The 24,054-nt window shown below is 73.2% G+C and carries 22 protein-coding genes and 1 pseudogene; 8 read left to right on the top strand and 15 right to left on the bottom strand.

Features of this window, described 5'->3' with window-relative positions; translation table 11 throughout:
- Positions 1–85: 85 nt before the first annotated feature.
- The 6 genes from FHR36_RS01100 to FHR36_RS01075 all read right to left on the bottom strand — a co-directional run bounded on the left by FHR36_RS01100 (position 86) and on the right by FHR36_RS01075 (position 5,775).
- Positions 86–520: a MarR family winged helix-turn-helix transcriptional regulator gene (locus tag FHR36_RS01100; protein ID WP_253792894.1), complete on the bottom strand. Its 435-nt coding sequence runs from the start codon at positions 518–520 to the stop codon at positions 86–88.
- A gap of 99 nt (positions 521–619) precedes the next feature.
- Positions 620–2,410, bottom strand: a complete 1,791-nt coding sequence (locus FHR36_RS01095) for a hypothetical protein (RefSeq protein ID WP_253792891.1) — start codon at positions 2,408–2,410, stop codon at positions 620–622.
- A gap of 87 nt (positions 2,411–2,497) precedes the next feature.
- Positions 2,498–3,331: a nucleic acid/nucleotide deaminase domain-containing protein gene (locus FHR36_RS01090; RefSeq protein ID WP_253792889.1), complete on the bottom strand. Its 834-nt coding sequence runs from the start codon at positions 3,329–3,331 to the stop codon at positions 2,498–2,500.
- 133 nt (positions 3,332–3,464) lie between these two features.
- On the bottom strand, positions 3,465–4,028 hold the full coding sequence (locus tag FHR36_RS01085; protein WP_253792887.1) for an SUKH-4 family immunity protein: 564 nt from the start codon (positions 4,026–4,028) through the stop codon (positions 3,465–3,467).
- A gap of 32 nt (positions 4,029–4,060) precedes the next feature.
- Positions 4,061–5,053: a nucleic acid/nucleotide deaminase domain-containing protein gene (locus FHR36_RS01080; RefSeq protein WP_253792885.1), complete on the bottom strand. Its 993-nt coding sequence runs from the start codon at positions 5,051–5,053 to the stop codon at positions 4,061–4,063.
- Complete coding sequence (locus FHR36_RS01075; protein WP_253792883.1) at positions 5,050–5,775, bottom strand: WXG100 family type VII secretion target; 726 nt, start codon at positions 5,773–5,775, stop codon at positions 5,050–5,052. The genes FHR36_RS01080 and FHR36_RS01075 overlap by 4 nt, the downstream gene beginning before the upstream one ends.
- A 118-nt stretch (positions 5,776–5,893) precedes the next feature.
- Between FHR36_RS01075 and FHR36_RS01070 the strand changes: the two genes are divergently transcribed.
- Positions 5,894–6,526, top strand: a complete 633-nt coding sequence (locus tag FHR36_RS01070) for a hypothetical protein (RefSeq protein ID WP_253792881.1) — start codon at positions 5,894–5,896, stop codon at positions 6,524–6,526.
- Between the two features lie 28 nt (positions 6,527–6,554).
- Here the strand turns inward: FHR36_RS01070 and FHR36_RS01065 are convergent, their stop codons facing one another.
- Positions 6,555–7,100, bottom strand: a complete 546-nt coding sequence (locus FHR36_RS01065; protein ID WP_253792879.1) for an FHA domain-containing protein — start codon at positions 7,098–7,100, stop codon at positions 6,555–6,557.
- A gap of 187 nt (positions 7,101–7,287) precedes the next feature.
- Between FHR36_RS01065 and FHR36_RS01060 the strand changes: the two genes are divergently transcribed.
- A complete protein-coding gene (locus FHR36_RS01060; protein WP_253792877.1) occupies positions 7,288–7,785 on the top strand; it encodes a hypothetical protein in 498 nt (165 codons plus the stop codon).
- Positions 7,786–7,824: 39 nt separating this feature from the next.
- Here the strand turns inward: FHR36_RS01060 and FHR36_RS01055 are convergent, their stop codons facing one another.
- Together FHR36_RS01055 and FHR36_RS01050 are read right to left on the bottom strand one after the other, a co-directional pair.
- Positions 7,825–8,283, bottom strand: a complete 459-nt coding sequence (locus FHR36_RS01055; RefSeq protein ID WP_253792875.1) for a hypothetical protein — start codon at positions 8,281–8,283, stop codon at positions 7,825–7,827.
- Positions 8,284–8,416: 133 nt separating this feature from the next.
- Positions 8,417–8,953, bottom strand: coding sequence for an ArsR/SmtB family transcription factor (locus tag FHR36_RS01050; protein WP_253792874.1), 537 nt, complete (start codon positions 8,951–8,953; stop codon positions 8,417–8,419).
- A 139-nt stretch (positions 8,954–9,092) separates the two neighbouring features.
- Here FHR36_RS01050 and FHR36_RS01045 point away from each other — a divergent pair.
- Positions 9,093–9,359, top strand: a pseudogene (locus tag FHR36_RS01045) (DUF2218 domain-containing protein); the annotation flags it as partial.
- A 33-nt stretch (positions 9,360–9,392) separates the two neighbouring features.
- Positions 9,393–10,040, top strand: coding sequence for an O-methyltransferase (locus tag FHR36_RS01040; RefSeq protein WP_253794636.1), 648 nt, complete (start codon positions 9,393–9,395; stop codon positions 10,038–10,040).
- A 97-nt stretch (positions 10,041–10,137) separates the two neighbouring features.
- On the opposite strand, the gene FHR36_RS01035 is transcribed toward FHR36_RS01040, so the two are convergent.
- Positions 10,138–10,575: an SRPBCC domain-containing protein gene (locus FHR36_RS01035; RefSeq protein ID WP_253792872.1), complete on the bottom strand. Its 438-nt coding sequence runs from the start codon at positions 10,573–10,575 to the stop codon at positions 10,138–10,140.
- Between the two features lie 287 nt (positions 10,576–10,862).
- Between FHR36_RS01035 and FHR36_RS01030 the strand changes: the two genes are divergently transcribed.
- Positions 10,863–11,981, top strand: a complete 1,119-nt coding sequence (locus FHR36_RS01030) for an acyl-CoA dehydrogenase family protein (RefSeq protein ID WP_253792870.1) — start codon at positions 10,863–10,865, stop codon at positions 11,979–11,981.
- Between the two features lie 337 nt (positions 11,982–12,318).
- Here FHR36_RS01030 and FHR36_RS01025 read toward each other — a convergent pair whose 3' ends face one another.
- From FHR36_RS01025 to FHR36_RS01015, 3 genes are all read right to left on the bottom strand, one after another.
- The gene (locus tag FHR36_RS01025; protein ID WP_253792868.1) at positions 12,319–12,666 is read right to left on the bottom strand and encodes a VOC family protein; all 348 of its coding nucleotides are present in this window, start codon (positions 12,664–12,666) and stop codon (positions 12,319–12,321) included.
- A gap of 75 nt (positions 12,667–12,741) precedes the next feature.
- Positions 12,742–14,169, bottom strand: a complete 1,428-nt coding sequence (locus tag FHR36_RS01020; protein WP_253792867.1) for an MFS transporter — start codon at positions 14,167–14,169, stop codon at positions 12,742–12,744.
- 49 nt (positions 14,170–14,218) lie between these two features.
- Positions 14,219–15,217: an alpha/beta fold hydrolase gene (locus tag FHR36_RS01015; protein ID WP_253792865.1), complete on the bottom strand. Its 999-nt coding sequence runs from the start codon at positions 15,215–15,217 to the stop codon at positions 14,219–14,221.
- Positions 15,218–15,437: 220 nt separating this feature from the next.
- On the opposite strand from FHR36_RS01015, the gene FHR36_RS01010 reads away from it, so the two are divergent.
- A complete protein-coding gene (locus FHR36_RS01010) occupies positions 15,438–15,896 on the top strand; it encodes a winged helix-turn-helix transcriptional regulator (RefSeq protein ID WP_253792864.1) in 459 nt (152 codons plus the stop codon).
- A gap of 70 nt (positions 15,897–15,966) precedes the next feature.
- Here the strand turns inward: FHR36_RS01010 and FHR36_RS01005 are convergent, their stop codons facing one another.
- Complete coding sequence (locus FHR36_RS01005; RefSeq protein WP_253792863.1) at positions 15,967–17,430, bottom strand: NCS2 family permease; 1,464 nt, start codon at positions 17,428–17,430, stop codon at positions 15,967–15,969.
- A gap of 198 nt (positions 17,431–17,628) precedes the next feature.
- Between FHR36_RS01005 and FHR36_RS01000 the strand changes: the two genes are divergently transcribed.
- Positions 17,629–17,910, top strand: a complete 282-nt coding sequence (locus tag FHR36_RS01000) for a DUF2530 domain-containing protein (RefSeq protein WP_253792862.1) — start codon at positions 17,629–17,631, stop codon at positions 17,908–17,910.
- Positions 17,911–18,018: 108 nt separating this feature from the next.
- Complete coding sequence (locus FHR36_RS00995; RefSeq protein WP_253792861.1) at positions 18,019–20,574, top strand: cation-translocating P-type ATPase; 2,556 nt, start codon at positions 18,019–18,021, stop codon at positions 20,572–20,574.
- 103 nt (positions 20,575–20,677) lie between these two features.
- On the opposite strand, the gene FHR36_RS00990 is transcribed toward FHR36_RS00995, so the two are convergent.
- The gene (locus FHR36_RS00990; protein WP_253792860.1) at positions 20,678–23,968 is read right to left on the bottom strand and encodes a sacsin N-terminal ATP-binding-like domain-containing protein; all 3,291 of its coding nucleotides are present in this window, start codon (positions 23,966–23,968) and stop codon (positions 20,678–20,680) included.
- Between the last annotated feature and the right edge of the window lie 86 nt (positions 23,969–24,054).

The following is a 24,054-nucleotide window of genomic DNA, read 5'->3' as shown; positions in this document are numbered from 1 at the left end:
GCTGTCGGGCCTGCGGTGATGCGGTACTCCTTCTGACGTTCCCGAAACTGTCCTGGCCGGAGGCGAGCCCGCCGGTGGGGCGGGCTCAGAGGTGGGCGAGCTTGTAGAGCACGGGGGCGGCGTCGCGCAGGACGGCCCACTCCTCGTCGGTGAGCCCTTCGGCCAGTTCGGCCAGCCAGGCGTTCCGCCGGCGGCGACTCTCGTTGAGGATCGTCTCCGCCTGCTCGGTACTGCTGACGACCACCTGTCGGCGGTCCTCGGGGTGCGGCTCGCGCCGTACCAGTCCCTTCTCCTCCAGCATCGCGATGATTCTGGTCATCGACGGCGGCTGGACGTGCTCCTTCCTGGCGAGTTCGCCAGGCGTGGCTCTGCCGCAGCGGGCAAGCGTGCCGAGCACCCCCATTTCGGTGGGGCTCAGCGACTCCTCGACCCGCTGGTGTCGCAACCGGCGGGCGAGGCGCATCGCGGACGATCTGAGCTGGCTGATGGCCGCCAGGTCGTCCTCGGACATCTCGGGCATGGTCCTTAGCCTATGTCATTACTCTCGCTAAAGAAAATTCTTTTCGATCATCGCACGGATCGGCGGACCACGCCGGTCGGAGCCTCCCGTCCGGGGGCGTCAGTGGGTGTCGATCGCGGCGACGCCGTCCGGGGTGCCGACCACCAGCAGGTTGCCGACCATCGCCAGGGCGTGCACCTCCGGGCCGACCCGCAGGTCGAGGACGTCGGTGTCGCCGTTCAGGTGGCGCAGCCGGACCAGCCCGTCGGCCCAGGCGGCGGCCACCACCGGACCGGCCGCCGTGGTGCCGACCGCCACCGCGGTGACCGGGTGGGGGTGCAGGTCGATCGGCTGGTTCATCGGCACGGTGCCGGGGCCCCACAGGCGCACCGCGCCGTCCAGGCCACCGCTGGCCAGCAGCGGGATCTCCGGGTCGGCCCGGCCCTCGGCGGCCAGCGCCGTACCGGCAAGGGCGGTGACCGCGCCGCGGTGCAGCCGCTCGCTCTCCACCAGGCCGTCCTGGTACCAGTGCACCACCCCGGCCGCGTCGCCGAAGGCCGGCGCGGCCTTCGGGAGCCGGCCGACGGCGGCCACCGCGGTGAGTTCGGCCGCCTCGGCGGCGATCTCGTCCAGCGCCTCCTGGAGCGCGTACGGCTCCAGTCCGGGCCGCTGCTCGGTCGGCGCCACCAGTTCGGCGCCGCCGTACCCGTCGAGCAGCACCACGGCGCCGGCCGAGGTGACCGCGAGCCCGCGCCACGGCCGCGGCGCGGGCAGCACCACGGTGCCGAGCCGGCGGCCGGTGGCGGCGTCCAGGGTGCGCACCGCACCGGTCGGGTCGGTCACCAGCAGCTGCGCGACGTACTCGCCGGCGCCGACGGTGAGTGCGCCGACCGCGGCCGCCGGGTCCGTCCGGCCGTCCGACCAGTGCGCCCAGCGGGCGACCCAGCGGCCGCCGGTGGTGGGCAGCGCGGCCGCCGCGGCGGGGTCGGTGCCCAGCAGCCGGGTGCGCAGCACGGCGGCGCGCACCGCCGGGTCGGGCTCCTCGGCCAGAGCGGGGCCGACCGCGTCCCACGCCCGGGCCAGGGCGTCGTCGCGGCCCTCGACGGCGGCCGTCACGGCGACCGGCCGGGCCAGCGCCCAGAGCAGCGGGTCGGCGGCCAGCGGGCCGAGGTCGCCGATCCGGGCGGCGGCGGTCCACAGCTCGGTGAGCAGGTCCTCGCCGGCCGCACGCAGGTCGAGCTTGCCCTCGGGGGTGCGGCCGACCAGGGCGATCAGCTCCGGTGCGCTCGCCGGGGGCGGCGCCGCGGCCCGGCCGAGCGACCGGCCGGGGTGCGGGAAGCCCTCCGGGTCGGCGCCCGCGGTGGCGGCCCAGGCGGCGAAGCGCTCCCGGTCGGTCCACTGCGGCTCGTCCAGGTCGAGCACGGCCGGGTCCGCGACCGCCGTGAACGCCGACGCGGCAGCGCCGCCGGTGGCGGCCTCCACCACCAGCCGGACGTGCGGTAGGCGCAGCATCGGGTCGAGCAGTTCCTCGACCAGCCGCTGCGGTTCGGCGGCGAGGTCGAGCTCGGGTACGCACAGCACGGTGCGCCGCTCGTCGGCGGCCAGCACCTCCAGCAGCGGCCCGGGCCGGTGCGCCACCACGCCCAACTGCTGCCCCAGCGACCAGACCACGGCCCGCAGGCTCGCCCCGGCCGCCGGCAGCACCGCGTGCACCCGCCGGTCGCCCGGGGTCTCCTCGGTCGTCCCGGCCTGCACCAGCCACGCCAGCAGGTGCGACTTGCCCGACCCCGCGGAGCCCGCCACCCGGCACAGCCGGGGTGCCCGCGGGTCGTCCAGCCATCCGAAGAGCGCCAGACCCGCCGGTCGCCGCCCGGCTCCCAGCGCCGGAATCCGCCACCCGCCCTCAGTCATGCTCACGCCCTCCCCCGCCGTACGGCCGTCCCGCCGCGCTCGTCGTTCTCGTCTGCCTGCTCGGCCCGGCCGCTCGGCCGCGACCGCTCAGCTCTGCTGCTCGGCCGAGCTGATCATGAGCGCCTTGATCCCGTCCTCCCGGGACTCCGCGCTCTCGCCGTAGTCGAAGCGGTGGGTGAACGCGGCCTCCGGGAAGGTCTGCGCCAGCCACAGCGCGCAGTAGTGACCCGGCATCAGGCACGGCTCCAGCTCGCAGTACACCGCGGTGACCTGCTCGGGTTCGACGCCCTCCGCGCGCAGGCGGTGCCACAGCAGCTCCTCCGGGTGCGGCAGGCCCGGCCCGCCGAACTCGGTCGCGATCTGCTTGGCCCCCTGCGCGTCGAGGTACTCGAACGCCGCCGAGGACGCCACGTTCAGCGGCCGCCGCAGGTCGTCCAGCACCCGCGGCCACCACGCCTCCCGCTCCTCGAACGCCCACGGGTCCAGCTCCAGCAGCCCCTGGCGCAGCCGCAGGTACGCGGCGAACGCGTCGTCACCCTCGGCCGAGGCCAGCGCGGGCAGGTTCCGGTCGAGCAGCAGCAGCCCGGCGGCGAACCTGTCCAGGCCGGAGCTGACCGGCATCTCGGGAACGTCCACCCCCAGCAGCACGGCCCGCACCGTACGGTCCGGCGCCAGGTAGAACTCCGCGCCCCGGTCCGTCCCGATCCGCAGCTGACCGGCCATCGGCCCGGCGTCGGTCCCGAGCCCGGCCGCGTACTGGCCGAGCGACAGCGGATCCGACTCCTCGGCCGCGAAGAAGTACGGCCCCACCTGCAGCGGCAGCCCGGGGCTGCGCAGCGGCCCCTCGGGCGCGAACTCCAGGCTTCGCAGGCCGCGCTCGCCGAAGTGCGCCACCAGCGCGGCGGAAAGGTCATCACTCATCAGCGCGCACTCGTCCCTTCACCAGAGCATCGGATTGTCCTCAAGGTACCCCGCCCGGAACCGCCCCCACCGCCGCGGGGCAGCGGGTCCCGGGCCGCCGTGCCCTCGCGTCCGACCAGGTCCGCGCCGCGGCTCAGAGCATCGGGTAGGACTCCAGGTACATCTCCCAGAAGTGGGCGCCGCTCTCGAAGGGCAGCGGGTCCCAGGCGGTGGTGTCCTCGCGGATGATCTCCTCGGCGTCGGCCCAGTCGAACGGGTCGGGGTCCTCCTCGGGGCGGGGCTTCTCCGCGGCGATCTTGTAGACCAGGTACGCGAAGGAGGACAGGTCCCGGTGGACCAGCTCGTACTCGACCTCGGAGTCCGGGTCGGAGATCCAGACCGTGCCGTCGCCGAGGTGGACGTACACCAGCGACTGGTAGACCTCGCCGAGTTGCTGGAGCGGTCCGTGCGGGGTGTCGACCCGGCCGCCCTCGTACGGCTCGACGAAGGCCCAGTCGGGGCTCGCCGGGTCGCGTTCGGCCAGTTCGGCGACGATCCGGAAGAGGCCGTTCGAGTGCGGCACGCCGACCTCGACGGCGAACCGCGCCGCGTCCTCGTCGGACCAGATCCGGGCCGCCGCCTCCTTGCGGAGCCGCAGCATCCCGCCCGCCGGGACGTGTTCCCCGGAGACCACGCTCCAGTCGATCTGCACCAGCATCCGTCACTCCTCCGCTTCCGGCGCCATGGACTCTACAGACCCTTGCGGGCCCGCTTGGCGGCCCGTTCCTGCCGCCTGGCCTCGGCGGCTTCCATGTTCTCCTGCCCCTTCGCGTCGAAGTCGTGGGAGCCCATGGTGCCGCCGTGGCTGCCGGCCGCGTGGTCCTGCTTGAGCTGGTCGAGGTAGGCCTTGTGGCCCCAGTCGCGCTCCTCCTTGGGGAGGCTGCTGTTGTAGTCGACGCCGTGGCTGACCTTCATGTCGTCGTTGTGCGGTTCGAAGTGCCTGGCCAGCCAGCGTTCGCAGTTGGCGTCCTTCTGGCAGGGCGCCCGTTCGGTGTACAGCTCCTGGACGTTGCCCTCCCGCCCGCCGAGCAGCGGTTTGCCGATCGAGCGTTCGGAGTGGCTGCGCAGGTCGCCGCTCTGCCCGACCAGCACGAACTCCTTGCCGTCGGCGTCCTTGTAGTGCAGGGAGGCGTAGTTGGTGCCGCCGTAGTCGCCCTTGGCGCGGCGGGCCTCCTCGACCGCGTGGGACAGCTCGGTCGGCGAGTCGATCTTCTCGCTGGAGACCTTCTCGCTCGGGTTCTTCTTGTTCTTGCGGGCGTGGTAGGTCGACCGCATGTCCTTCTCGGTCGGGTCCTTGACGTGGTCCTTCTTCGAGGAGTCGAGCAGCGTGTGGATGCCGGACCCGTCCTTGGGGTCCAGGTCGTGGAGCTTGCCGTTGCGCAGCTCCTGGACGCGGCCGTCGTCGTGGATGAAGTACTTCTTCTTGCCGCCCTCGCCCGCCGGGCCGTGCGGGCTGCGCGGGGTGCCGGGGCCGTGCGGGCCGTTCTTGGAGCCGCCGCCGAGGATCCGCTTGAGTTCGCCCTCGTGGTGGCGGTCGGCCTCGCGGGTGTTGTGGGCGACCTTCTTCAGGTTGTCGCCGGCCGAGTGGTAGAGGTCCTTGACGGCCTTGCCGGCGTCCTCGGCGAGGGTCTTGCCGACCTTCTGGGCGCCCTCTTCCAGCGCCTTCACGATCTGGTTGGTCATTCGAAGCTCACCCCCGCCGCCTTGGCCTGGAACGTCTGCGCGTGGCCGGCCACGGTCTCCGCGTGGTCGTGCATCATCTGCGCGTGGGCCTCCAGCGCCTCCGGGTCGATCCGGAATCCGGTGCCGCCGCCCCCGCCGCCGCCCACCCCGAGGGCGGCCTCGGCGGCCTGGAACACCAGCCCGGAGACGGCGTTCGCCACGACCTCCACCAGCGGGTCGATCGCGGCCGTCACCACCTGGCCGATGATGTACTGCTCCAGCTGCTGCTCCAGGTAGTTGATCAACCGCTTCGCCGCCTCCTCGATGAGGATGACGGCCGCCTCGGCCGCGCCGAGGGTGGCCACGGCGGCCGCCTGGTCGGCGATGAACGCGGCGGCCAGCGCGACCAGCTCGGCGATCGTCTCGACCTTCATGGCGACGATCACGTCGGCGGCCACGTCCAGCGCGGTGGCCACCACGTGGCAGGCCTGGACCAGCTCGTTCATGTGCGAGTCGGAGAGCTGGGCCCACTTGGCGAGCAGCGCCTCGTAGGACGCGCCCTCGTACGCCTCGCCCAGCTTCTGGATCGTGGCGGTGGAGTCCTGGTGCGCCGACTCGACGTTCTCGGCGAACTCCCGGACGTGGGAGGCGAACTCCCGCACACTGTCCTCGTTCACGGTCGGCCAGTTGATGCCGATGACGGAGAGGAACGACACCACTTCGTCGGGCAGTTCGATCGCCATGAGTGTGCCCCCTCGCGCACAGACGTACCGCCGGAATACGGATCGGTAGTACAAGCTAACGACGCCTCATGACGGTACGCGGTTGCCGTCGTCCGCCACCAGTCCCAGACTCGGGACCATGAGCTGGACCGGACTGTGGCTGATCGGCCCGATTCCCGACGCCGAGGCGCGTGACCTGCCGTTCCGCTTCCTCCACCTGTGGGAACCGGGCACCGGAGGGCCCTCGCGTGATCTCGGCGACTCCCTGCGGTGGTGGGCGGAGGGTGGCGAACCCATGCTCGAACACGACTCCGGGGGCCGGGTCCACGCCACGCGCGCCGCGGAGCGCTTCGCCGCGCTCGTCCGCTCCGCCCACCCGGAGACACCGGCTGCCGAGGCCCTGCGCGACGCGTGCCTGAACCTCGTCGAGCAGGCCGGCACCCACTTCGCCGCCGTACTGCGCAAGACCGACCCGGCCACCGCGCTCTGCTACGCGCTCGGCCACGACGCCGCGCTGCAGCTGCCGGGGATGCTCGGCGACTTCCTGCTGACGGCGCAGGAGGTACGGGACTCGCTGCCCGCCGCCGAGCGGGTGCTCGACCTCTCCGGTCGACGCCGGGCCGAGGTGCTGGCCGGGATCACCGACTGGATCGCTGCGACCGGTGACGCACCCGGCTACGATCCGGCCGAGCTGCTGGACGGGCCGCTGCGGATGCTCCGGCTCGCGGCGGCGACCGGCGCGGGCGCGGCCGGGCTCTGCCGGACGTACTGACGCCGGTGGTACCGAAGCGGTGCGTCGGTCAGTCGACGGTGAGGTGGAAGGCCTGGCGGCCGAAGCGGACGAGGTCGCCGGGGCGGACCACCACGGCGCCGGCCACCCGCAGGTCGTTGACGTAGGTGCCGTTGCTGGAGCCGAGGTCGTGCAGCACCCAGTCGCCGCTCTCCCACCGCAGTTCGGCGTGGTTGCGGGAGACGGTGCTGTCGCCCAGCCGCAGGTCGGATCCGGTCATCCGGCCGATGGTCAGCCGGGTGACGCCCGGTCCGGGCAGGCGCAGCCGCGGCACCTGCTCGGCCTGCCAGGTGTGCCGCAGCCGGACGTTCAGCGCGGACACCCTGGCGACGGTGCGCAGCAGCAGCCGGGAGACCCGGCCGTAGGTGTGGAGGTCGGAGACGACGTCGGCGAGTTCGGCGCGGCTGCGGGCGGTGAGGACGAGCTCCATCCGGCGGATGAAGGTGTCGTGCGAGAGCCGGCCGTTGCCGACGCCGTCGCGCAGCACGTCCAGCGCCTGGTCCCGCTCGGCCTGGGACGGCCGGGCGAGCGCGGTGCGCAACTCGAGTGACGTCATGACAGCGATTGTCGGGTTCCCAGGTCAGCCCTGTCCAGGAGGCTGCCGCCGGGCGCCAGGACTGAAGTACCCGGCGCCGGGAGTGAAGTGCGGCCGCAGCGGGCAGACCGGACGCAGCCGGTCCACGGGTGGCCGCGGGGCGGCGGTACGGGCGCGAGGTGCCCGGCCGGGAGCCGCAGGGAGTCGTATGACCGTGATCGCCGTGACCGGCCACCTCGACCTGGCCGGGGCGGGCCTCCCGTCGATCCGCGCCGAACTCCTCGCACTCCTGGGCCCGTACGCGCGGGGCGGCGCTCTCACCGGCCTCTCGTGCATCGCCCCGGGCGCGGACGCGCTGTTCGCGGACGTGGTGCTGGAACTGGGCGGCCGGCTGGAGGTGGTGCTGCCCTCGGCCCGCTACCGGGCGGCGGCGGTGGCGGCGGGGTACACGGCCTACGCGGAGGAGTTCGACCGGCTGTGCCGGGCCGCCGCCGAGGTGCTGGTGCTGCCCGCCCCGGAGCCGGACAGTGCCGCGTACGTCGCCGCCAACGCCGAACTGCTGCGCCGGGCGGACCTGCTGGTCGCGGTCTGGGACGGCGGCCCGGGCAACGGTCCGGGCGGTACCGCCCACATGGTCGCGGCGGCGCGGGCCGCCGGTGTGCCCGTCCACCGGGTCTGGCCCCCGGGCGCGGCCCGGACCGGCTGAACCGGCACGGGCCGCACCGGCGGTGGTCGTTCCAGCGGTTCAGGCGGTGGCCTTGCCGCTCGCCACCAGGGCGGCGAGCGAGGTCCGCTGGGTGTGGAGCATCAGGCCGACGCTCAGTGCGCTCATCGCCAGAGCGAACAGCACGTGCGTGGTGGCCGAGCCGGCGGCCAAGCCGATCGCGGCGAGCAGCAGGTGGGCGCCGATCCGGATGCCGACCAGGGTGAACATGATCCTGCGGGTGCCCTTGCCGCGCCAGAGCAGCTTGGCGAGCCTGAGGCGCCGCCGCATCACGGTCAGCGAGACGGCGATGTTCGCCGCCACCAGGACGACCACGGCGGGCCAGGCGGACGGGAAGGCCCGCAGCAGGTCGAAGATGCCGGCGACGGTCCCCTCGAAGGCGAAGTACCAGCCGGGCAGTCGCAGCTCGGCGACCTTGGGCAGGTCCCCGGCCGCCGCCTCGGCCTCCACCTGTTCCGCGGTCTCCACGGTGCCGTTCATGTTCTCCCCCGTCCGCCGTGCCGGCCCCGCGCCCTTCGCCCCGCCGACACCACGATTCTTGCCCCCGGCAGGTCGTGCACGGCAGGACCGCCCGTCACCGCTCCGGCATGACAGATGTCATCGCGCCGGCCGGTCAGCCCTCGTCGGGGGTGAGTGCCGGGATGTCGGCGCGGTAGAGGCTGACCAGCAGGCCGTAGGCCTCGGCGCCGGCGGCGGGGGTGCCGGTGGCGAGTTCGGCGTCGCGGGTCTCCAGGCGCTCGGCGAGGGCGCGGACCTCATCGGGCGTGAGCCAGAGGTGGCGCAGGACGGTGGTCCCGGTCTTCTCCTCGCCTTCCGGGAGCATCTCGGCGAGGGCCGCGTTGATCATGAACTCGGCGCCGCCCCGGGCGTCCTCGTGGAACTGGAAGCTGCGACTGACCAGGGCGAAGTACTGCTCGGTGCCGCCGCGGACCTGTCTGCTCTCGGCGACGCGGACCAGGCCGGCGTCCTGGAGGACCCGGACGTGGTAGCCGATCGTCCCCTTGGCGGCGCCCATCGCCTCCGCCAACTGCCGCAGCGTCGCCGGGCGTTGGCGCAATACGTTGACCAGGCGGTGGCGTACGGGGTGGCCGAGCGCCTTGAACTGCGCGGGGGAGCGCAGCACCACGGGCTCGTCGTCGATCGGGTCCATGACCGAAAAGTGTCCATAACTCTCGACGCTTTGACAAACGATCACCACTGAGCCCAGACTCGTTCCCGGCAAGCGTCGGCAATCCTCGACGCTTACCACCTGCCGGGCACCCTGCCCCACGACTCGCCGGAGGAACCCGATGCCCGTCTCGACGGCACTGGTCGACACCGACCGCCCCGAGCGCTACATCAAGCAGTTGGTCTCGCACCTGGGCCGCAAGGTCTCCACCGACCTCACCCTGGACGGACGCGGCACCGTCACCCTGAGCGCGGGCAGCTGCGTGCTCGTCCCCGGGCCGGACGGCCTGGAGCTGACCGCCACCGCCGCGGACGCCGAGGCGCTGGCCGGCGTGCAGGACGTGGTCGCCCGCCACCTCGTCCGGTTCGCCGCCCGCGAGGACCTGGCGGTCGACTGGAGCGAGCCGATCGGCGGGGACACCGTGGAACCCACCCACCCGCTGGTCGCCGACTACGTGCTCGCCCACAGCACCCAGCCCGACGAGCTGCTGCGCGAACTGGTCGCCGAGACCCGGGAGGCCACCGGCGGCGCGGCCGGGATGCAGATCTCGCACGACGAGGGCGCGCTGCTCACCCTGCTGACCCGCCTGGTGGGCGCCCGCCGGGCGGTCGAGGTGGGCGTCTTCACCGGCTACTCCTCGATCTGCATCGCCCGCGGCCTGGCCGACGGCGGCCGGCTGCTGGCCTGCGACGTCAGCGAGGAGTGGACCGCCGTGGCCCGCCGCTACTGGGAGCGGGCCGGCGTCGCCGACCGCGTCGAACTGGCCCTCGCCCCGGCGCTGGAGACGCTGCGCGCCCTGCCGACCGAGCCCGAGCTGGACATCGCCTTCATCGACGCCGACAAGGCCTCCTACCCGGCGTACTACGAGGAGATCGTCCCCCGGCTGCGGCCGGGCGGCCTGGTCGTCCTGGACAACGTGTTCCTCGGCGGCCGCGTCCTCGACCCGGCCTTCACCGGCCCCGACCACCTGGCGATGCGCGGCCTCAACGAGCTGATCGCCACCGACCCCCGGGTGGAGGCCGTCATGCTGCCCGTCCGGGACGGCGTCACCATCGCCCGCAAGCGCTGAACCCCGGCCGGGTGGCGGTGCGGGCCCTCCCCGGGGCAGGGGGAGGGCCCGCACCACCGCCCGGCCGTCCGCCCGAGAGGCATCCCGGCCGGACGGACTACTTCTCGGCGCGCGTCTTGAGCGCCGCGAGCACCTGCGGCCAGCCGCTGGCGTTGTCGCTCAGGGTCTTGGTGCGCCGCTCCTCGGTGGTCGGGAGGGCCGCGAAGCCGCTCTCGACGACGCGCAGGCGGGTCTTGTCGCCCTCGGCGGTCAGGGTGAACTCGATGAGGGTGCTGTTGTCCTCGCGCAGCTCCTCGCCCGGGAAGGCGGTGACCCAGCGGTACGCGACGTAGGTCGGCGGGGTGACCTTCTCCACCCGCACCGGGAAGTCGCCGTACTCGGCGTTCTTCGCGACGATCGAGTCGCCCTCCTTGGCCTCGGCGCCGGTCAGGCTCGCCTCGTCGGCCACCCAGAAGCCCGGCTCGGCCACCAGGGACCAGACCCGCTCCAGGGACGCCTCGATCAGGGTCTCACGCTCGATCAGTTCCTCGCTCATGATGCCTCTTTCGTTGCCGCCGTTTTGGGGTGCAACTTCATGGTTGCACATGGAGGCCCGAAGAGCAACCGAAGAGTTGCGCACGAATCGCGCGAGGATACCCCGGTCCGGCCCGTCACTGCCGTCCCGTCTCCGGCAATCCGGGAGAAGCCCCGCACGGGTCGCGAATGGGATTGTCGATCCACGTCACGGCTCTTCCTCAGGAGGCTAGGGTGTCGATCACCGGAACGTCGCAGAATCAGCCGACAATTGAAGAACTGAAGAGCTCCCTGGCCGAGTTGGTGCCAGTGCTCAGGGAGAAGGCGGCATGGTCGGAGGAGAACCGGCGCATCCACGAGGACTCCATCCGGGCCCTCCGCGACGCGGGGATCTTCAAGCTGCGGATGCCGACCCGGTTCGGCGGCTACGAGGCCGACACCAAGACCCTGGTGGACGTCGCCATCGATCTCGGCCGGGCGGACGGCGCCCTGGCCTGGACGATGTCGACCTACTGGATCGCCTCGTGGATCGTCGGACTGTTCCCCGACGAGGCCCAGGAGGAGGTGTTCACCACCGAGGACGTCCGGATCTGCGGCGCCGTCAGCCCGAGCGGGGCGTGCGTACCGGTGGAGGGCGGCTACCTGCTCAACGGCTCCTGGCACTTCGTCAGCGGCGCCCTGCACTCCAACTGGCAGGAGCTGGCCACCATCCTGCTCCGGCCGGGCGCCGAGCCCGAGCCGGTCATCCTGGCCGTGCCGATGTCGAGCCTGGAGATCGTGGACGACTGGCACACCTCCGGCATGGCGGCCAGCGGCAGCGTCACCACCGTGGCCAAGGACGTCTTCGTCCCGGAGAGCCACATGATCCCGCTGGCCTCGGCGATCCGGCCGAACAGCATGTCGAAGCTGAACGCGGACGGCACCATCTGGCGCAGCCCGACCATCCTGGCCGGCTCCGCCGCCACCGTCGGCATCCTGGTCGGCATGGCCAAGGCCGCCCGCGAGGCGTTCTTCGAGAAGATGCCCGGACGGCCGATCCGGTACACCGACTACGAGCACCAGGCCGAGGCGCCGGTCACCCACATCCAGGTCGGCACCGCCGTGATGAAGACCGAGCAGGCGGAGTACCACGCGTACCACGCCGCGGCGCTGGTGGACGCCAAGGCGGCCAGCGGCGAGCCCTGGACGATCGAGGAGCGGGCCCGGGTCCGCGCCGACGAGGGCTGGGCCACCAAGCTGGCCAAGGAGGCCGTGGAGATCTTCGCCTCGGCCAGCGGGGGCTCGTCCATCTACAAGCACGAGCCGATCCAGCGGATCCACCGCGACCTCCACGCCATCAGCGTGCACCCGATGTTCAGCCCGGACTCCAACACCGAGACCTACGGCCGGGTCCTGTGCGGCCTGGAGCCCAACACGATGTTCATCTGACCGGCACCCCGCACGGAGAGCCGCCACGCCACCCGGCGCGGCGGCTCTCCGCGTTCCCGGGCACCCTCCCCGGCTCGACGGCGTACGGCCGCCCGGACCGGCCTCCTGGGCACCGCACGGGCAGTACGTGCGGCCGGGGCCGGCAGACGGTACGGGCGGCTGGGCGGGCCCGGGCAGCGGTCTGCGGTGTCCGGCATACCCGACCGGGTCGGCGGCCCGCCCCCGGGCCCCGGGAGCCGCTCCACAGGGCCCAACGCCCCGTGCCCCAACGCCTCGTGCCCGGCGCGCCGCGGGTGCGGCGGGCCGGGCACGGGAGGCGTTCGACGGTGCGAACGTCCTACTTGTTGAACTGGATGATCTGCAGGTAGTTGCCGTCCGGGTCGGCGAAGGTGCCGAAGCGGCCGGAGGGGCGGTCGGCCACCGGGAGCAGCCACTCGACGCCGGCCGCCTTGAGCTGCGCCTCCACGGCGTCGAAGTCGTCGACGTGGAAGTTGATGATCATGCGGCCCGGCTCGTTGTTCTTCGCCTCGACGTCGTCGCGCTTCTCGATGACCAGCAGGAAGCCGCCGAGGTCGATCGGCCCCTCGCCCTGGTACTCGGGGGCGAGCGCCTTGCGGTACCACTCGCGCAGTTCCTCGGGCTTGGTGGTGCCAAGGAGCATGCTGCTGAGCTTCGGCGTGATCATGACGGTTCTCCTCAATCGTTCTGTTCTGTGCTGTACAGGGGGCCGTGAGAGACGATCAGATGATCTGACAATCGGTCAATCCAGCGACGGGGCAAGGTCTTCGGCACTTCCCTTGGCCGCCGGAACGGTGGCCGCGCCCGCAGTGGCGGCCTGCCCGCGCGGGCGGAGGCCAAACCAGATGAGGACGGCGCCGGCCACGATCACGGCCACGTTCACGGTCAGCGCGAGGTGGGTGCCGGTGAGCTGGGAGCTCTGGGTGGCGGCGATCGAGACCATGATCGGGGCGCCGACGGTGAGGGCGACCTGCTGGGTCAGCGAGGTCAGGCCGGTCGCCAGGCCCTGCTCCTCGTCCGGCAGGCCGGAGGTGCCGATCACCATGTACGAGACGATGACGGTGACGTGCACGAAGAAGCCCAGGAACAGCGCCGGGATCAGCACCGCGAGCGCCATCCTGCTGTCCCCGAGGAACACCAGCGGCAGGATCATCAGGGCCTGCAGGATCAGGCCCAGGGTGACGACCTTCCGGCTGTCGAAGCGGCCGAGGATGCGTCCGGCGATCGGGCCTGCGAACACCGCGGCAAGGCCGGGGACACCGAAGATGAGGCCGGTGACCACCGGGGCGAACTTGAGGACGTCCTGGAGGTAGAGCGTCATCAGGAAGATCATGCCGGTCTCCATGGAGAACGTCACGAGCCCCGCGAAGTTGCCCCACTTGACCGTGGACCGCTTGAGGAAGCGCACCGGCGCGAGCGGCGCGGGCGAGCGCACCTCGATCAGCCAGAAGGCGGCCAGCAGCACCACGCCGATGGCGGCCGCGATCAGGTTCTTCTGGACCACGGCGTACACCACGGCCAGCAGACCGCCGGTCACCGTCACCGCACCCGGCAGGTCGACCTTCACCCGCTCGGGGATCCGGCTCTCACCGACCAGCGCGGGGGCGATCAGCAGGATGAGGACGGCGAACGGGACGTTGATGAAGAACCCGGCCCGCCAGCTCAGCAGGCTGACCAGGGCGCCGCCGACCAGCGCACCGGCGGTGAACCCGCCGGACAGGATGGCACCGTTCAGGCCGAGGGCGCGGTCGCGCAGGCCGCCCTCGCTGAAGGTGGTGGTGATCAGCGACAGCGCCGCGGGCAGCGCCATCGCGGTGGAGGTGCCCTGCAGCGCGCGGGCGGTCAGCAGCATCGTCGGGTTGGTGGCGAAGCCGCCGAGCAGCGAGGCGGCGGCCAGCAGGACCATGCCGGCCAGGAACATCCGGCGCCGGCCGTACAGGTCGGCGAGGCGGCCGAACATCAGCATGAAGCCGGCGGCGGGCAGCGTGTACGCGGAACCGATCCAGGGAAGCCCGGTCAGGCCTAACCCGACGCCCGCCCCGACCTTCGGCAACGCGACATTCAGGATCGAGTAGTCGGCGGCGAACAGAAAGCCGGAGCCGAGCAGGAGGAGCAGAATCAACCGCTGCCTGCCGCTGAAACGTGGCGGAGTGGCTGTGTCGGTGGTCAAGGTGAGATCCCTTTCTCGAAGGATCCGACGGTGTCGGCGATCGGGTTTTCTACAGGCCGGCGAGGAATTTCAGGAGTTCCGTGGTGACCTCCTCGGGACGCTCCTGCTGCGTCCAGTGGCCGGTCCCGGGCAGCACCACGGTGCGGGTCAGGTTCGGCACGAACATCTGCAGGTTGGCGATCAGCTGGTCCATGCCGGGGAGCCCCACGCTCCCGTCCCGGTCGCCGTGCACGTACAGCGCCGGCGTCGTCAGCGGCGCGCCCTGCCAGGCCGCCGTCAGCTCCCAGCTCAGGTCGATCGTCCGCCACCAGTTCAGGCCGCCGGTGAACCCGGTACGGGTGAACTCGGCCGTGTGGACGTCGAGGTCCGCCTCGGTCAGCCAGCCGGGGAGCTCGGTCGTCGCCGGCATGATGTCCAGCAGACCGCTGCCCTCGGGCACCACCGGCAGGCTCGCCGCCGCGGCCTGCGGCGAGTCGCCGAAGCCCCAGTGGTAGAAGCGCAGCAGGCTCGCGCGCACGTCCGCGGCCAGCTCGGTGTCGGCCACACCGGGCTCCTGCAGGTACTGCATGTAGAAGCCGTCGCCGAGCGCCTGGCGCAGGCCGGCCAGGGCACTGATCGGGCCGCGCGGCAGGTACGGGACGCTCAGCGCGACCACACCGCGGATGCGGTCGGGGCGCAGCAGCGCCGCGTTCCACGCCACCGCGGTGCCGAAGTCGTGGCCCACCACCACCGCCTGCTGCTCGCCGAGTGCGTCGAGCAGTCCGACCAGGTCGCCGACCAGGTGGAGCTGGGAGTACTTGTCCACCTCCGCCGGGGCGTCGGTCTGCCCGTAGCCGCGCAGGTCCGGGGCGACCACGTGGTACCCGGCCGCCGCGAGGGCGGGTATCTGGTGGCGCCAGGAGTACCAGGTCTCCGGGAAGCCGTGCAGCAGGACCACCAGGGGTCCCTCGCCCTGCTCCGCGATGTGGGTCCGGATGCCATTGGCCTCCACGAACCGGTGGCCGATGCCGTCGATCACGCTCTTGCCCGCCGACTGAACGTCGCTCATGGTGCACCCTCCTCGTCCGTCACATGAAGTGGTGCGTCAAGCCTTCCGGTTGGGGCCGGAGCGCGTTTCTCCCTGCGTGCCCATCTGACGGGTTTAAAGCCCGGGAGCCGGACAGCCTGGAGGTTCACACCATTCCGCTATCGTGATGCAAGTAGCGTGATGCGGGTAACATACCGGTGGTCACTATCGTGACGCAAGTTGATCGGGATGGAGGTGCTCGATGCTGGGCCGGACCTACGAACGGGAGAACTGCTCGGCCGCCCGCACGCTGGAGGTGGTCGGTGAGCGGTGGAGCCTGCTGATCCTGCGGGACGCGATGTTCGCGGGGTCGACCCGGTTCACCGAGTTCCAGCGCGGGCTCGGGGTCGCGCCGAACATCCTCTCCAGCCGGCTGGAGCGCTTCGTCGAAGCCGGACTGATGTCCACCCGGCCGATCGGCGGCGAGCAGGCGACCCACGAGTACATACTCACCGAGAAGGGGCTCGACCTTCAGCCCGTCCTGGTCGCCCTGACCGTCTGGGGCGACCGCTGGGCGGCCCCGCAGGGCCCGCCGATCCTCTACCGGCACGAGGGCTGCGGCGGCGCGCTGCGCCAGCTCTCGATCTGCGAGGACTGCGGCGCCGAACTCACCGCCGACCAGGTCGCCGTGGAACCCGGCCCGGGCACCCTCACCACCTGACCCGGAACACCGACGGGCCCCTCCCCCCACACAGGGGAAGGGGCCCGCAGTGCTCCCGGCGGCGCGGCCGTCAGCCGAGGCCGAGCGCCGGCATCAGGTAGTAGAAGGTGAACACCGCCGCGACCGCGTACATCGCGACGGGCACCTCGCGGCCCCGGCCGGCGGCCAGGCGCAGCACGCAGAAGGCGATGAAGCCGACGCCGATGCCGTTGGTGATCGAGTACGTGAACGGCATCATCACGATGGTCAGGAAGGCCGGCATCGCGATGGTGTGGTCGGACCAGTCGATCTCCTTGACCGAGTTGGCCAGGATCAGGAAGCCGACGGTGACCAGCGCGGGGGTGGCGGCCTGGGCCGGGACCATGGTGGCGAGCGGGGTGAGGAAGAGGGCGACCAGGAAGAGTGCGCCGGTGACGATCGAGGCGAAGCCGGTGCGGGCGCCCTCGCCGACGCCGGCGGTGGACTCGACGAAGCAGGTGTTGGCGGAGGAGGAGGTGGCGCCGCCGGCGGCGGTGGCGATGCCGTCCACCATCAGGATCTTGTTGATGCCGGGCAGGTCGCCCTTGGCGTCGAGCAGCCGAGCCTCGTCGGCGACGCCGAGGATGGTGCCCATCGCGTCGAAGAAGCAGGACATCAGCACGGTGAAAACGAACAAACTTCCGGTCACCGCGCCGACCTTGGAGAAGCCGCCGAACAGGCTGACGTGACCGACCAGGCCGAAGTCAGGGGCGGCCACCGGGTTGCCCGGCCAGGCGGGGACGGTGAGGCCCCAGGACTGCCCGGTCAGATGGGCGAGCTGCTGGACCAGGACGGCGATGCCGGTGGTCACCGCGATGGAGATCAGGATCGCGCCGGGCACCTTGCGGACCACCAGCGCCAGGGTGAGCAGCAGGCCGATGACGAAGACCAGGACCGGCCAGCCGAGCAGGTGGCCGGTGCCGCCGAGCTGGAGCGGGACGGTGGTGTGAGCGGCGTCCGGGATGCGGCTGACGAAGCCGGAGTCGACCAGGCCGACCAGGCCGATGAAGAGGCCGATGCCGATGGCGATGGCCTTGCGCAGGCCGAGCGGGACGGCGTTCATCACCCGCTCGCGCAGGCCGGTGGCGACCAGGACCATGATCGCGAAGCCGGCCAGCACCACCATGCCCATGGCGTCCGGCCAGCTCATCCGGGGCGCGAGCTGGAGGGCCACGATGGTGTTGACGCCGAGGCCGGCCGCCAGGCCGATCGGGACGTTGCCGATGACGCCCATCAGCAGGGTGGTGAGCCCGGCGGTGAGCGCGGTGGCGGTGACCAGCTGGGCGCTGTCCAGGTGGGCGCCGGTGGCGTCGGTGGCGGAGGCGAGGATGATCGGGTTGAGCACCAGGATGTACGCCATCGTGAAGAAGGTGGCGACACCGCCGCGGATCTCGCGGGGCAGCGTGGAGCCGCGCTCGGAGATGCGGAAGAAGCGGTCCAGGGGGCTCGCCGGGGGCCGCGGGGCGATCCGGTCGGACTCGGGGGTGGCGGCCGTCGGCTGGGCCAGCGGAGACATGCGGGGTCCTCGTCGGGTGGGGGCAGAGGAAGCACAAGTATGAATTTCGGATCGTACGCACGCCATCTTCGCGCGTAGAGGAAGCCCCTTACCGCGCAGCAGCGGCCCCTGACCGAGAACAGCGGCCCCGCACCGCGCCCGCCGGGAAATCACCCGGCCACTGCCGTCCGCCGCGGCCACCCCCGTACCCTAGGGCCCATGCCCAAGACCCCGCTGCGCCCCGCTCCCCCGCCGCTGGAGGCGAACGACGTCGCGATCGTCGGCGCCGGGACGGCGCTGTGGTTCGCCGCCTTCGTGGTGCTGCTCCCCTTCCAGAGCGCGCTCTCCGACCACGGGCACGGCAGCTGGCCGTGGATCTGCCTCTCCGGCGGGCTGCTCGGCCTGATCGGCCTCTGGTACTGCCGGGCCCGCCGGGACGCCATCCGGCGCGCCCGGGCCGCCGAGTCCGCGGCCGTCGCCGGGCCCGCCGACCAGGGCTGAGTCCGCCGACCGGGGCCGGGTCCGGGGCGCGCGCCCCCGCCACTCGGTTGGACCGAATCGCACCTAAGTAGGGCGCATCGGACAAATCGCCCTCATAGAGTCGGTGCCATGACGCACCCAGCGGACGGCACGGCCCCCACCGGCTCCGGCGCCCACGCCACCGGGTCGGGCCCCGGGCGCGGCGGGCGGAGCACCGGACTGACCGCCGCCGAGGTCGCCGAACGGGTCGCCCGCGGCGAGGTGAACGACGTCCCGGTCCGCTCCAGCCGCTCCGCCAAGGAGATCGTCCGGGCCAACGTCTTCACCCGGTTCAACGCGATCATCGGCGTGATGTTCGCGATCATCCTGGTGGTCGGCCCGATCCAGGACGGCCTGTTCGGCCTGGTCATCGTCGCCAACACGGCGATCGGCATCGTGCAGGAGCTGCGCGCCAAGCGGACCCTGGACGGCCTGGCGCTGATCGGCGAGGCCAAGCCTCAGGTCCGCCGGGACGGGACGGCCGTCCGGGTGCCGACCGCCGGGATCGTGCTGGACGACACCGTGCTGCTGGGCATCGGCGACAAGGTGGTGGTCGACGGCCGGGTCGCCGAGGCGGACGGGCTGGAGATCGACGAGTCGCTGCTCACCGGCGAGCCCGACCCGGTGCTGAAGCACCCCGGCGACCAGGTGATGTCCGGCTCCTTCGTGGTGGCCGGCGCGGGCGCCTTCACCGCGACCCGGGTCGGCCGGGAGGCGTACGCGGCGCAGCTGGCCGAGGAGGCGAGCCGGTTCACCCTGGTCCGCTCCGAGCTGCGCAGCGGCATCGACGACATCCTGCGCTTCATCACCTATCTGCTGATCCCGACCGCGCTGGGGCTGGTGATCAGCCAGCTGGCGGTGGAGGGGCACGACTGGCGGGAGGCGGTCCGCCGGATGGTGGCCGGGATCGTGCCGATGGTGCCGGAGGGGCTGGTGCTGCTGACCTCGGTGGCGTTCGCGATCGGGGTGGTCCGGCTGGGGCGCAAGAAGTGCCTGGTCCAGGAGCTGCCGGCGATCGAGGGCCTGGCCCGGGTGGACACCGTCTGCCTGGACAAGACCGGGACGCTGACTGAGGGCGGCATGGACCTGGTCGAGCTGCGGCCGCTGCCGCAGGCCGACGGGCACCTGCGGTCGGGCACCCCGGTGGCCGAGCACCTGTTCGCCGACCGCGCGGTGCTGCAGCGGGCGCTCGGCGCGATGGGCGCCGCCGACGCCCGGCCCAACCCCAGCATGCGGGCGGTGATCGACGCCTTCGGCACCCCGGACGACCGCACCCCGGACCACGGCACCCCGGACGACCCGACCCCGGACGACGGCGCCTGGCGGGTGGTGGCGGCGATGCCGTTCTCCTCGGCCCGCAAGTGGAGCGGGGTGCAGCTGCTGGAGCCGCAGGGCACCGAGGCCAGCTGGCTGCTCGGCGCGCCGGACGTGCTGCTGCCGGCCGGCGACCCGCAGCTGGCCGAGGTGGACGAGCTGGGCGCCAAGGGCCTGCGGGTGCTGCTGCTCGGCCGCACCCCGGCCCCGCTGGACTCGCCCGACCCGGCCGCCGGGCTCCGGCCGCTCGCCCTGGTGGTGCTTCAGCAGCGGCTGCGCGACGACGCCGCCGACACGCTGCGCTACTTCGAGAGCCAGCGGGTGCGGGCCAAGGTGATCTCCGGTGACGCGGCGGTGTCGGTCGGGGCGGTGGCCGCGCACCTGGGGCTGCCCGGGGCGGACACCGCACTCGACGCCCGGACGCTGCCCGAGGACCCGGCGGAGCTGGCCGAGGTGGCCGACCGGACGGCGGTGTTCGGCCGGGTCACCCCGCAGCAGAAGCGGGAACTGGTCGGCGCGCTGCAGGCCCGCGGGCACACCGTGGCGATGACCGGGGACGGCGTCAACGACGTTCTGGCGCTCAAGGACGCCGACATCGGGGTGGCGATGGGCACCGGGTCGGACGCCACCAAGGCGGTCGCCCAGATCGTGCTGCTGGACGACCGGTTCGCCACCCTGCCCTCGGTGGTGGCCGAGGGCCGCCGGGTGATCGGCAACATCGAACGGGTGGCGAGCCTGTTCCTGGTCAAGACGGTCTACTCGGTGCTGCTGGCCCTGCTGGTGGTCTTCACCCACGTGCCGTACCCGTTCCTGCCCCGGCACTCGACCGTGCTCTCCACCCTGACCATCGGCGTGCCGGCCTTCTTCCTGGCGCTGGCGCCCAACAACGAACGGGCCAGGACCGGGTTCGTGCGGCGGGTGCTGCGCCTGGCCGTGCCGGGCGGGGTCATCGCGGGCGCCGCCACCTTCACCGCGTACATGCTGGCCCGGGCCAACCACGGGACCGACCTGGAGGCGGACACCAGCGTGGCGACGCTGACGCTGTTCCTGGTGGCGATCTGGGTGCTGGCGATCGTGGCGCGGCCGTACACCTGGTGGCGGCTGCTGCTGATCGGGGCGATGGGCGGGGCGTTCGCGCTGGTGCTGGTGGTGCCGGGGCTGTCGGACTTCTTCGAGCTCTCGCTGGCCGGCGCCGAGGATCCGTGGATCGCGGTGGCGATCGCGCTGGTCGCGGGCGTGCTGCTGGAGATCGTCTGGCGGGTGGCGGTCCGGGAGGCCGACGGGAGGCCCGAGCGGGCCGAGGAGGCGCCGGTCGACGCCGAGCGGGCCTGACCGTCATCGGCTGACAATCGGGGGTTTATCGCGCCCCTGCAGTGTGGTGTCCGCGGGAGCGCCCCGAGGGGGGTTCGGGGCGCTCCCGCGCTTCACGGCCGGGTCACTCGTAGTCGCGGGCGAAGAGCAGTTCGTACGCCCGCTCGGGCTCGCTGAGCGCGGCGAGGACCTCGAAGCGGCGGTGCCACTGGCCGACCGACCAGGCCAGGCCCGCGGCCAGGCCCTCCGGGGTGGCGGCGTGGAGGAGTCCGGGGACCGGGGGGACCTCGAACTCGTCGTCCTCGTCCGCCGCCTCGGCGGCCTCGGGGTCGTAGGGCAGCTCGGGGGCGGTCCCCGCGACGTCCCAGCGCCAGGCGACGTGGGCCTCCGCGCCGTCCGGGCCGACCACCAGCAGCTCGTCGTGCTCCTCGTACACGGCGGGGCAGCCGGGCAGCAGCTCACGGACCACGGCCGGGACACGGTGCAGGGTGCCCTCGGAGAGCACCCGGCCGCCGGCCACCTCGCTGGCCAGCGAGACGTGCAGCCGCTCGGCCAGCTCGGCCGCCAGCGCGGGCTCGACCGGCAGCACGTGGTGGCCGTGCAGCAGCTCGACCAGGTCGGGGGCGTCGGCGACGACCGCGTCGGCGGCGTCCACGATCACCGTGCGGTCGTCGCGGCGGCCGGTGGACTCGTCCAGCGGCGGCAGCGCGCGCACCTCGTCCAGCGCCTCCACCCGCTCGAGCGGAAGCCTGGCCAGGGCGGTGTAGATGCCGTGCAGCTGGCGGTGGGTCACCACGGAGTCCGGGTCGACCAGGCGGTCGACCAGCTCCTCCGGGCCGTGCGGCTCGGCGAGCAGCGCGGCCAGCGTGGTGCGCACGCCGAGCGCGTGCAGGAACTGGGCGTCCAGCGTGGTGCGGGCCTCGTCGTAGAGGCCGCGCAGCAGCGGATCGGCGCCGGCGGCGCGCAGTCCGGCCGGCTCGCGGCCGTCCAGCACCGGGTGGTCGCGCAGCCACCAGGCGGTGTACGGCGGCAGGTCGACGTACGAGCCGTCGGGCAGCAGGGTGCGCACCGGGTTGACCACGGCCTCGCGGTACGGGGGGCGGGCGAGCAGGGCGAGGGCCTCGGGCCAGGCGTCGTCGTCGACCAGGTCGAGGTCGCGGACGGCGACCAGCTCGGCGGCGACCGGGGGGACGCCCAGCTCGCCGCTGTCGTCGGCGTGCAGTGCCTCCAGCGCGTCCTCGCACCAGTCGGCGAGGCCGTCCGGGGCCTCGTCGATCAGGCCGGTGGGGGCGCCGCCGGCGGCCCGGTCGGCCGGGGCGGTCGGGTCGAGCCGCTCCAGGTCGTCCGGGTCGAGCACCACGTCCTCGGCCCGGACCAGCGCGAACGAGGCCAGCACACCGGCCGCGACCAGGACCTCGGGGCCCCAGCGCTCCAGCAGGTCCTCGTCCACCCAGGCGGCGTCGTCCTCGCGGGCGAGCGCGGCCAGCGGGCTGTCCGGGAGGATCAGCTCGCCGGCGCGGGTCAGCTCGCCCTCGTCGTCGGGCAGTGCCAGGCGGCCCAGCCACGGGTGCTCGCCGGGTGCCGGGGCGGCCGCCCTGACCAGGGCCAGCACCGCGTCGGCGAGGTCCACGGCGGCGTCGAAGTCGTCCTCGCCGAGCTCCACCGAGCGGGCCACCGCGGTCCGCACCTCGGGGGTGTCCAGCACGCCGGCGGGGGTCGCGGTGCCGGCGCCGAGCTTGGCCAGCAGCGGGTGGGCCGCCTCCGGGTGGGCCAGGCGCAGGTCGAGCAGGTTGAGCGCGTCGGCGAGCGACTCCGGGTAGCCCTCGTAGCCGGCCCAGTCGGCGGCGTCGGACGGCAGCAGGACGCGGCGCGGGCCGGTGACGGTCCGTCCGTCGGCGAGCGGGACGGGCAGCGCGCCGAGCGCCTCCGGGTCGGCGCCGCCCAGTGCCGCGTACAGGTTGCGCCACCACGCGGGGTCGCGCTCCAGGCCGCCGAGCTGGTCGACCACCTCGGCCAGCGGCACCCGGCGGACGTTCAGCGCGCGCAGCTCCGCACGCCGCTCCAGGCCGGCCGGGAGCAGGCCGGGGAAGATCGGGGCCAGCGCCTCCACCACCGAGTGGTCGGCGCCCTCCAGCAGCGTCGCGTCGCGCGGGCGCAGGGCCGGGGTGCCCTCCTCCACCGTCTTCGGGTACGGCAGGAACGGGGTGCCGGGCAGCCGGTCGAGGATGGCCGACCGCAGCGCGTTGTCCAGCGCGCCCTGGCCGAGCGGGCCGGGGACCAGCGTCAGCGAGTGGATGTCCGCGCCGCGTGCCCGCAGCAGCTCGGCGTAGGCGTCGGCGGCCCGCTCGGTGAGGAAGTCGGTGAGCGGGCCGGGGGCGACGTGGCGCCGGGTGGAGTCCAGCGGGTAGCCGGCGATCAGCAGCGCGGGCACCCCGAGCGGCTCCTCGCTGGGCGTGGGCGCGTGCACCACCGGGGTGGTGCGCAGCGGGTGCGGGTTGCCGGTCGCCGAGACCGGGACGGCCCACGTCACCGACCAGAACGGGCGGGCCCGCTCCTCGGTGGTGCGGTCCGCCAGCAGCGCCGGGGCGAGGCGGCCGGAGGCGCTGACGGTCTGCCACGCGGTGCGCTCGGCGCCGTCGGTGATGGTGACGGTCGTGATGCCGTCGGGGCGCTGCGGCTCGGCGGTCCGGGTGAGCGTACGGACGCCCTCCGGGGTCTCCACCGTCACCTCGGCCAGCCCCGGCAGGGTGAGCAGCAGGGCGTCGTCGATCTCGTCCAGCAGGCGGCGGGTCAGGTCGACGGCGGCCGTGTCGCGCAGCGGCAGCACCACCACCGTGTCGTACCCGTCCGGGGCGGCGCCCTCGGCCGGGAACGGCAGCCGCAGCAGGGGGACGTGCCCCTCGCGCCGGCGCAGCTCCTCCGCCAGCTCCGGGCGGGCCCCGGCCAGCCCGTACGCCTCGGCCAGCGACCAGCGGACACCGCCGTGGGCGGACAGCACCGCGGGCTCGTCGGTGACCGCCAGGACGGCCGAGAAGCCGACGCCGAACCGGCCGACGGTGGGGTGGCCGTCCTCGCGCTTGGCGGAGGCGCGGAGGGTGGACAGCGACTCGACCGCGGTGGTGTCCAGCGGGGCGCCGGTGTTCGCCGCCGCCAGCATCCCGTCGCGCAGGGTCAGCCGGAACCGGCCCGGGGCCGCGCCGGCCCGGGCCGCCGCGTCGGCGGCGTTCTGCGCCAGCTCGACGATCAGGCGGTCCCGGTAGCCGCCGAGGGCCAGCTCCTCCTCGGCGTTGGCGTCCTCCCGGAAGCGGGCCGGGGCGGCCGTCCAGGCGTCCAGCACCCGCCGGCGCAAGGAGGCGGTGTCGAAAACGTCCGCCGCCGCGCCGTCCGTGCCACTGCCGATGATCCGAGGCTCCACAGGCCCTGCACCTTCCGTCGCGATGCGTACGGTCGGCATTCTCCCTCAAGTACGGAGGGGGTTCGCCACGAGGGGCGCGGGGAACG

It is taken from the genome of Kitasatospora cinereorecta, from assembly GCF_024172095.1.
Classification (GTDB): Bacteria; Actinomycetota; Actinomycetes; order Streptomycetales; family Streptomycetaceae; genus Kitasatospora; species Kitasatospora cinereorecta.
The sequence above is the reverse complement of the archived record's forward strand: the minus strand, read 5'-3'. Positions and strand labels throughout refer to the sequence as shown.

What these genes read in the sequence shown, in the direction of transcription:
- FHR36_RS01100 (WP_253792894.1), bottom strand. Translation starts at nt 520, where the DNA reads ATGCCCGAGATGTCCGAGGACGACCTGGCGGCCATCAGCCAGCTCAGA.
- FHR36_RS01095 (WP_253792891.1), bottom strand. Translation starts at nt 2,410, where the DNA reads ATGACTGAGGGCGGGTGGCGGATTCCGGCGCTGGGAGCCGGGCGGCGA.
- FHR36_RS01090 (WP_253792889.1), bottom strand. Translation starts at nt 3,331, where the DNA reads ATGAGTGATGACCTTTCCGCCGCGCTGGTGGCGCACTTCGGCGAGCGC.
- FHR36_RS01085 (WP_253792887.1), bottom strand. Translation starts at nt 4,028, where the DNA reads ATGCTGGTGCAGATCGACTGGAGCGTGGTCTCCGGGGAACACGTCCCG.
- FHR36_RS01080 (WP_253792885.1), bottom strand. Translation starts at nt 5,053, where the DNA reads ATGACCAACCAGATCGTGAAGGCGCTGGAAGAGGGCGCCCAGAAGGTC.
- FHR36_RS01075 (WP_253792883.1), bottom strand. Translation starts at nt 5,775, where the DNA reads ATGGCGATCGAACTGCCCGACGAAGTGGTGTCGTTCCTCTCCGTCATC.
- FHR36_RS01070 (WP_253792881.1), top strand. Translation starts at nt 5,894, where the DNA reads ATGAGCTGGACCGGACTGTGGCTGATCGGCCCGATTCCCGACGCCGAG.
- FHR36_RS01065 (WP_253792879.1), bottom strand. Translation starts at nt 7,100, where the DNA reads ATGACGTCACTCGAGTTGCGCACCGCGCTCGCCCGGCCGTCCCAGGCC.
- FHR36_RS01060 (WP_253792877.1), top strand. Translation starts at nt 7,288, where the DNA reads ATGACCGTGATCGCCGTGACCGGCCACCTCGACCTGGCCGGGGCGGGC.
- FHR36_RS01055 (WP_253792875.1), bottom strand. Translation starts at nt 8,283, where the DNA reads ATGAACGGCACCGTGGAGACCGCGGAACAGGTGGAGGCCGAGGCGGCG.
- FHR36_RS01050 (WP_253792874.1), bottom strand. Translation starts at nt 8,953, where the DNA reads ATGGACCCGATCGACGACGAGCCCGTGGTGCTGCGCTCCCCCGCGCAG.
- FHR36_RS01035 (WP_253792872.1), bottom strand. Translation starts at nt 10,575, where the DNA reads ATGAGCGAGGAACTGATCGAGCGTGAGACCCTGATCGAGGCGTCCCTG.
- FHR36_RS01025 (WP_253792868.1), bottom strand. Translation starts at nt 12,666, where the DNA reads ATGATCACGCCGAAGCTCAGCAGCATGCTCCTTGGCACCACCAAGCCC.
- FHR36_RS01015 (WP_253792865.1), bottom strand. Translation starts at nt 15,217, where the DNA reads ATGAGCGACGTTCAGTCGGCGGGCAAGAGCGTGATCGACGGCATCGGC.
- FHR36_RS01010 (WP_253792864.1), top strand. Translation starts at nt 15,438, where the DNA reads ATGCTGGGCCGGACCTACGAACGGGAGAACTGCTCGGCCGCCCGCACG.
- FHR36_RS01005 (WP_253792863.1), bottom strand. Translation starts at nt 17,430, where the DNA reads ATGTCTCCGCTGGCCCAGCCGACGGCCGCCACCCCCGAGTCCGACCGG.
- FHR36_RS01000 (WP_253792862.1), top strand. Translation starts at nt 17,629, where the DNA reads ATGCCCAAGACCCCGCTGCGCCCCGCTCCCCCGCCGCTGGAGGCGAAC.
- FHR36_RS00995 (WP_253792861.1), top strand. Translation starts at nt 18,019, where the DNA reads ATGACGCACCCAGCGGACGGCACGGCCCCCACCGGCTCCGGCGCCCAC.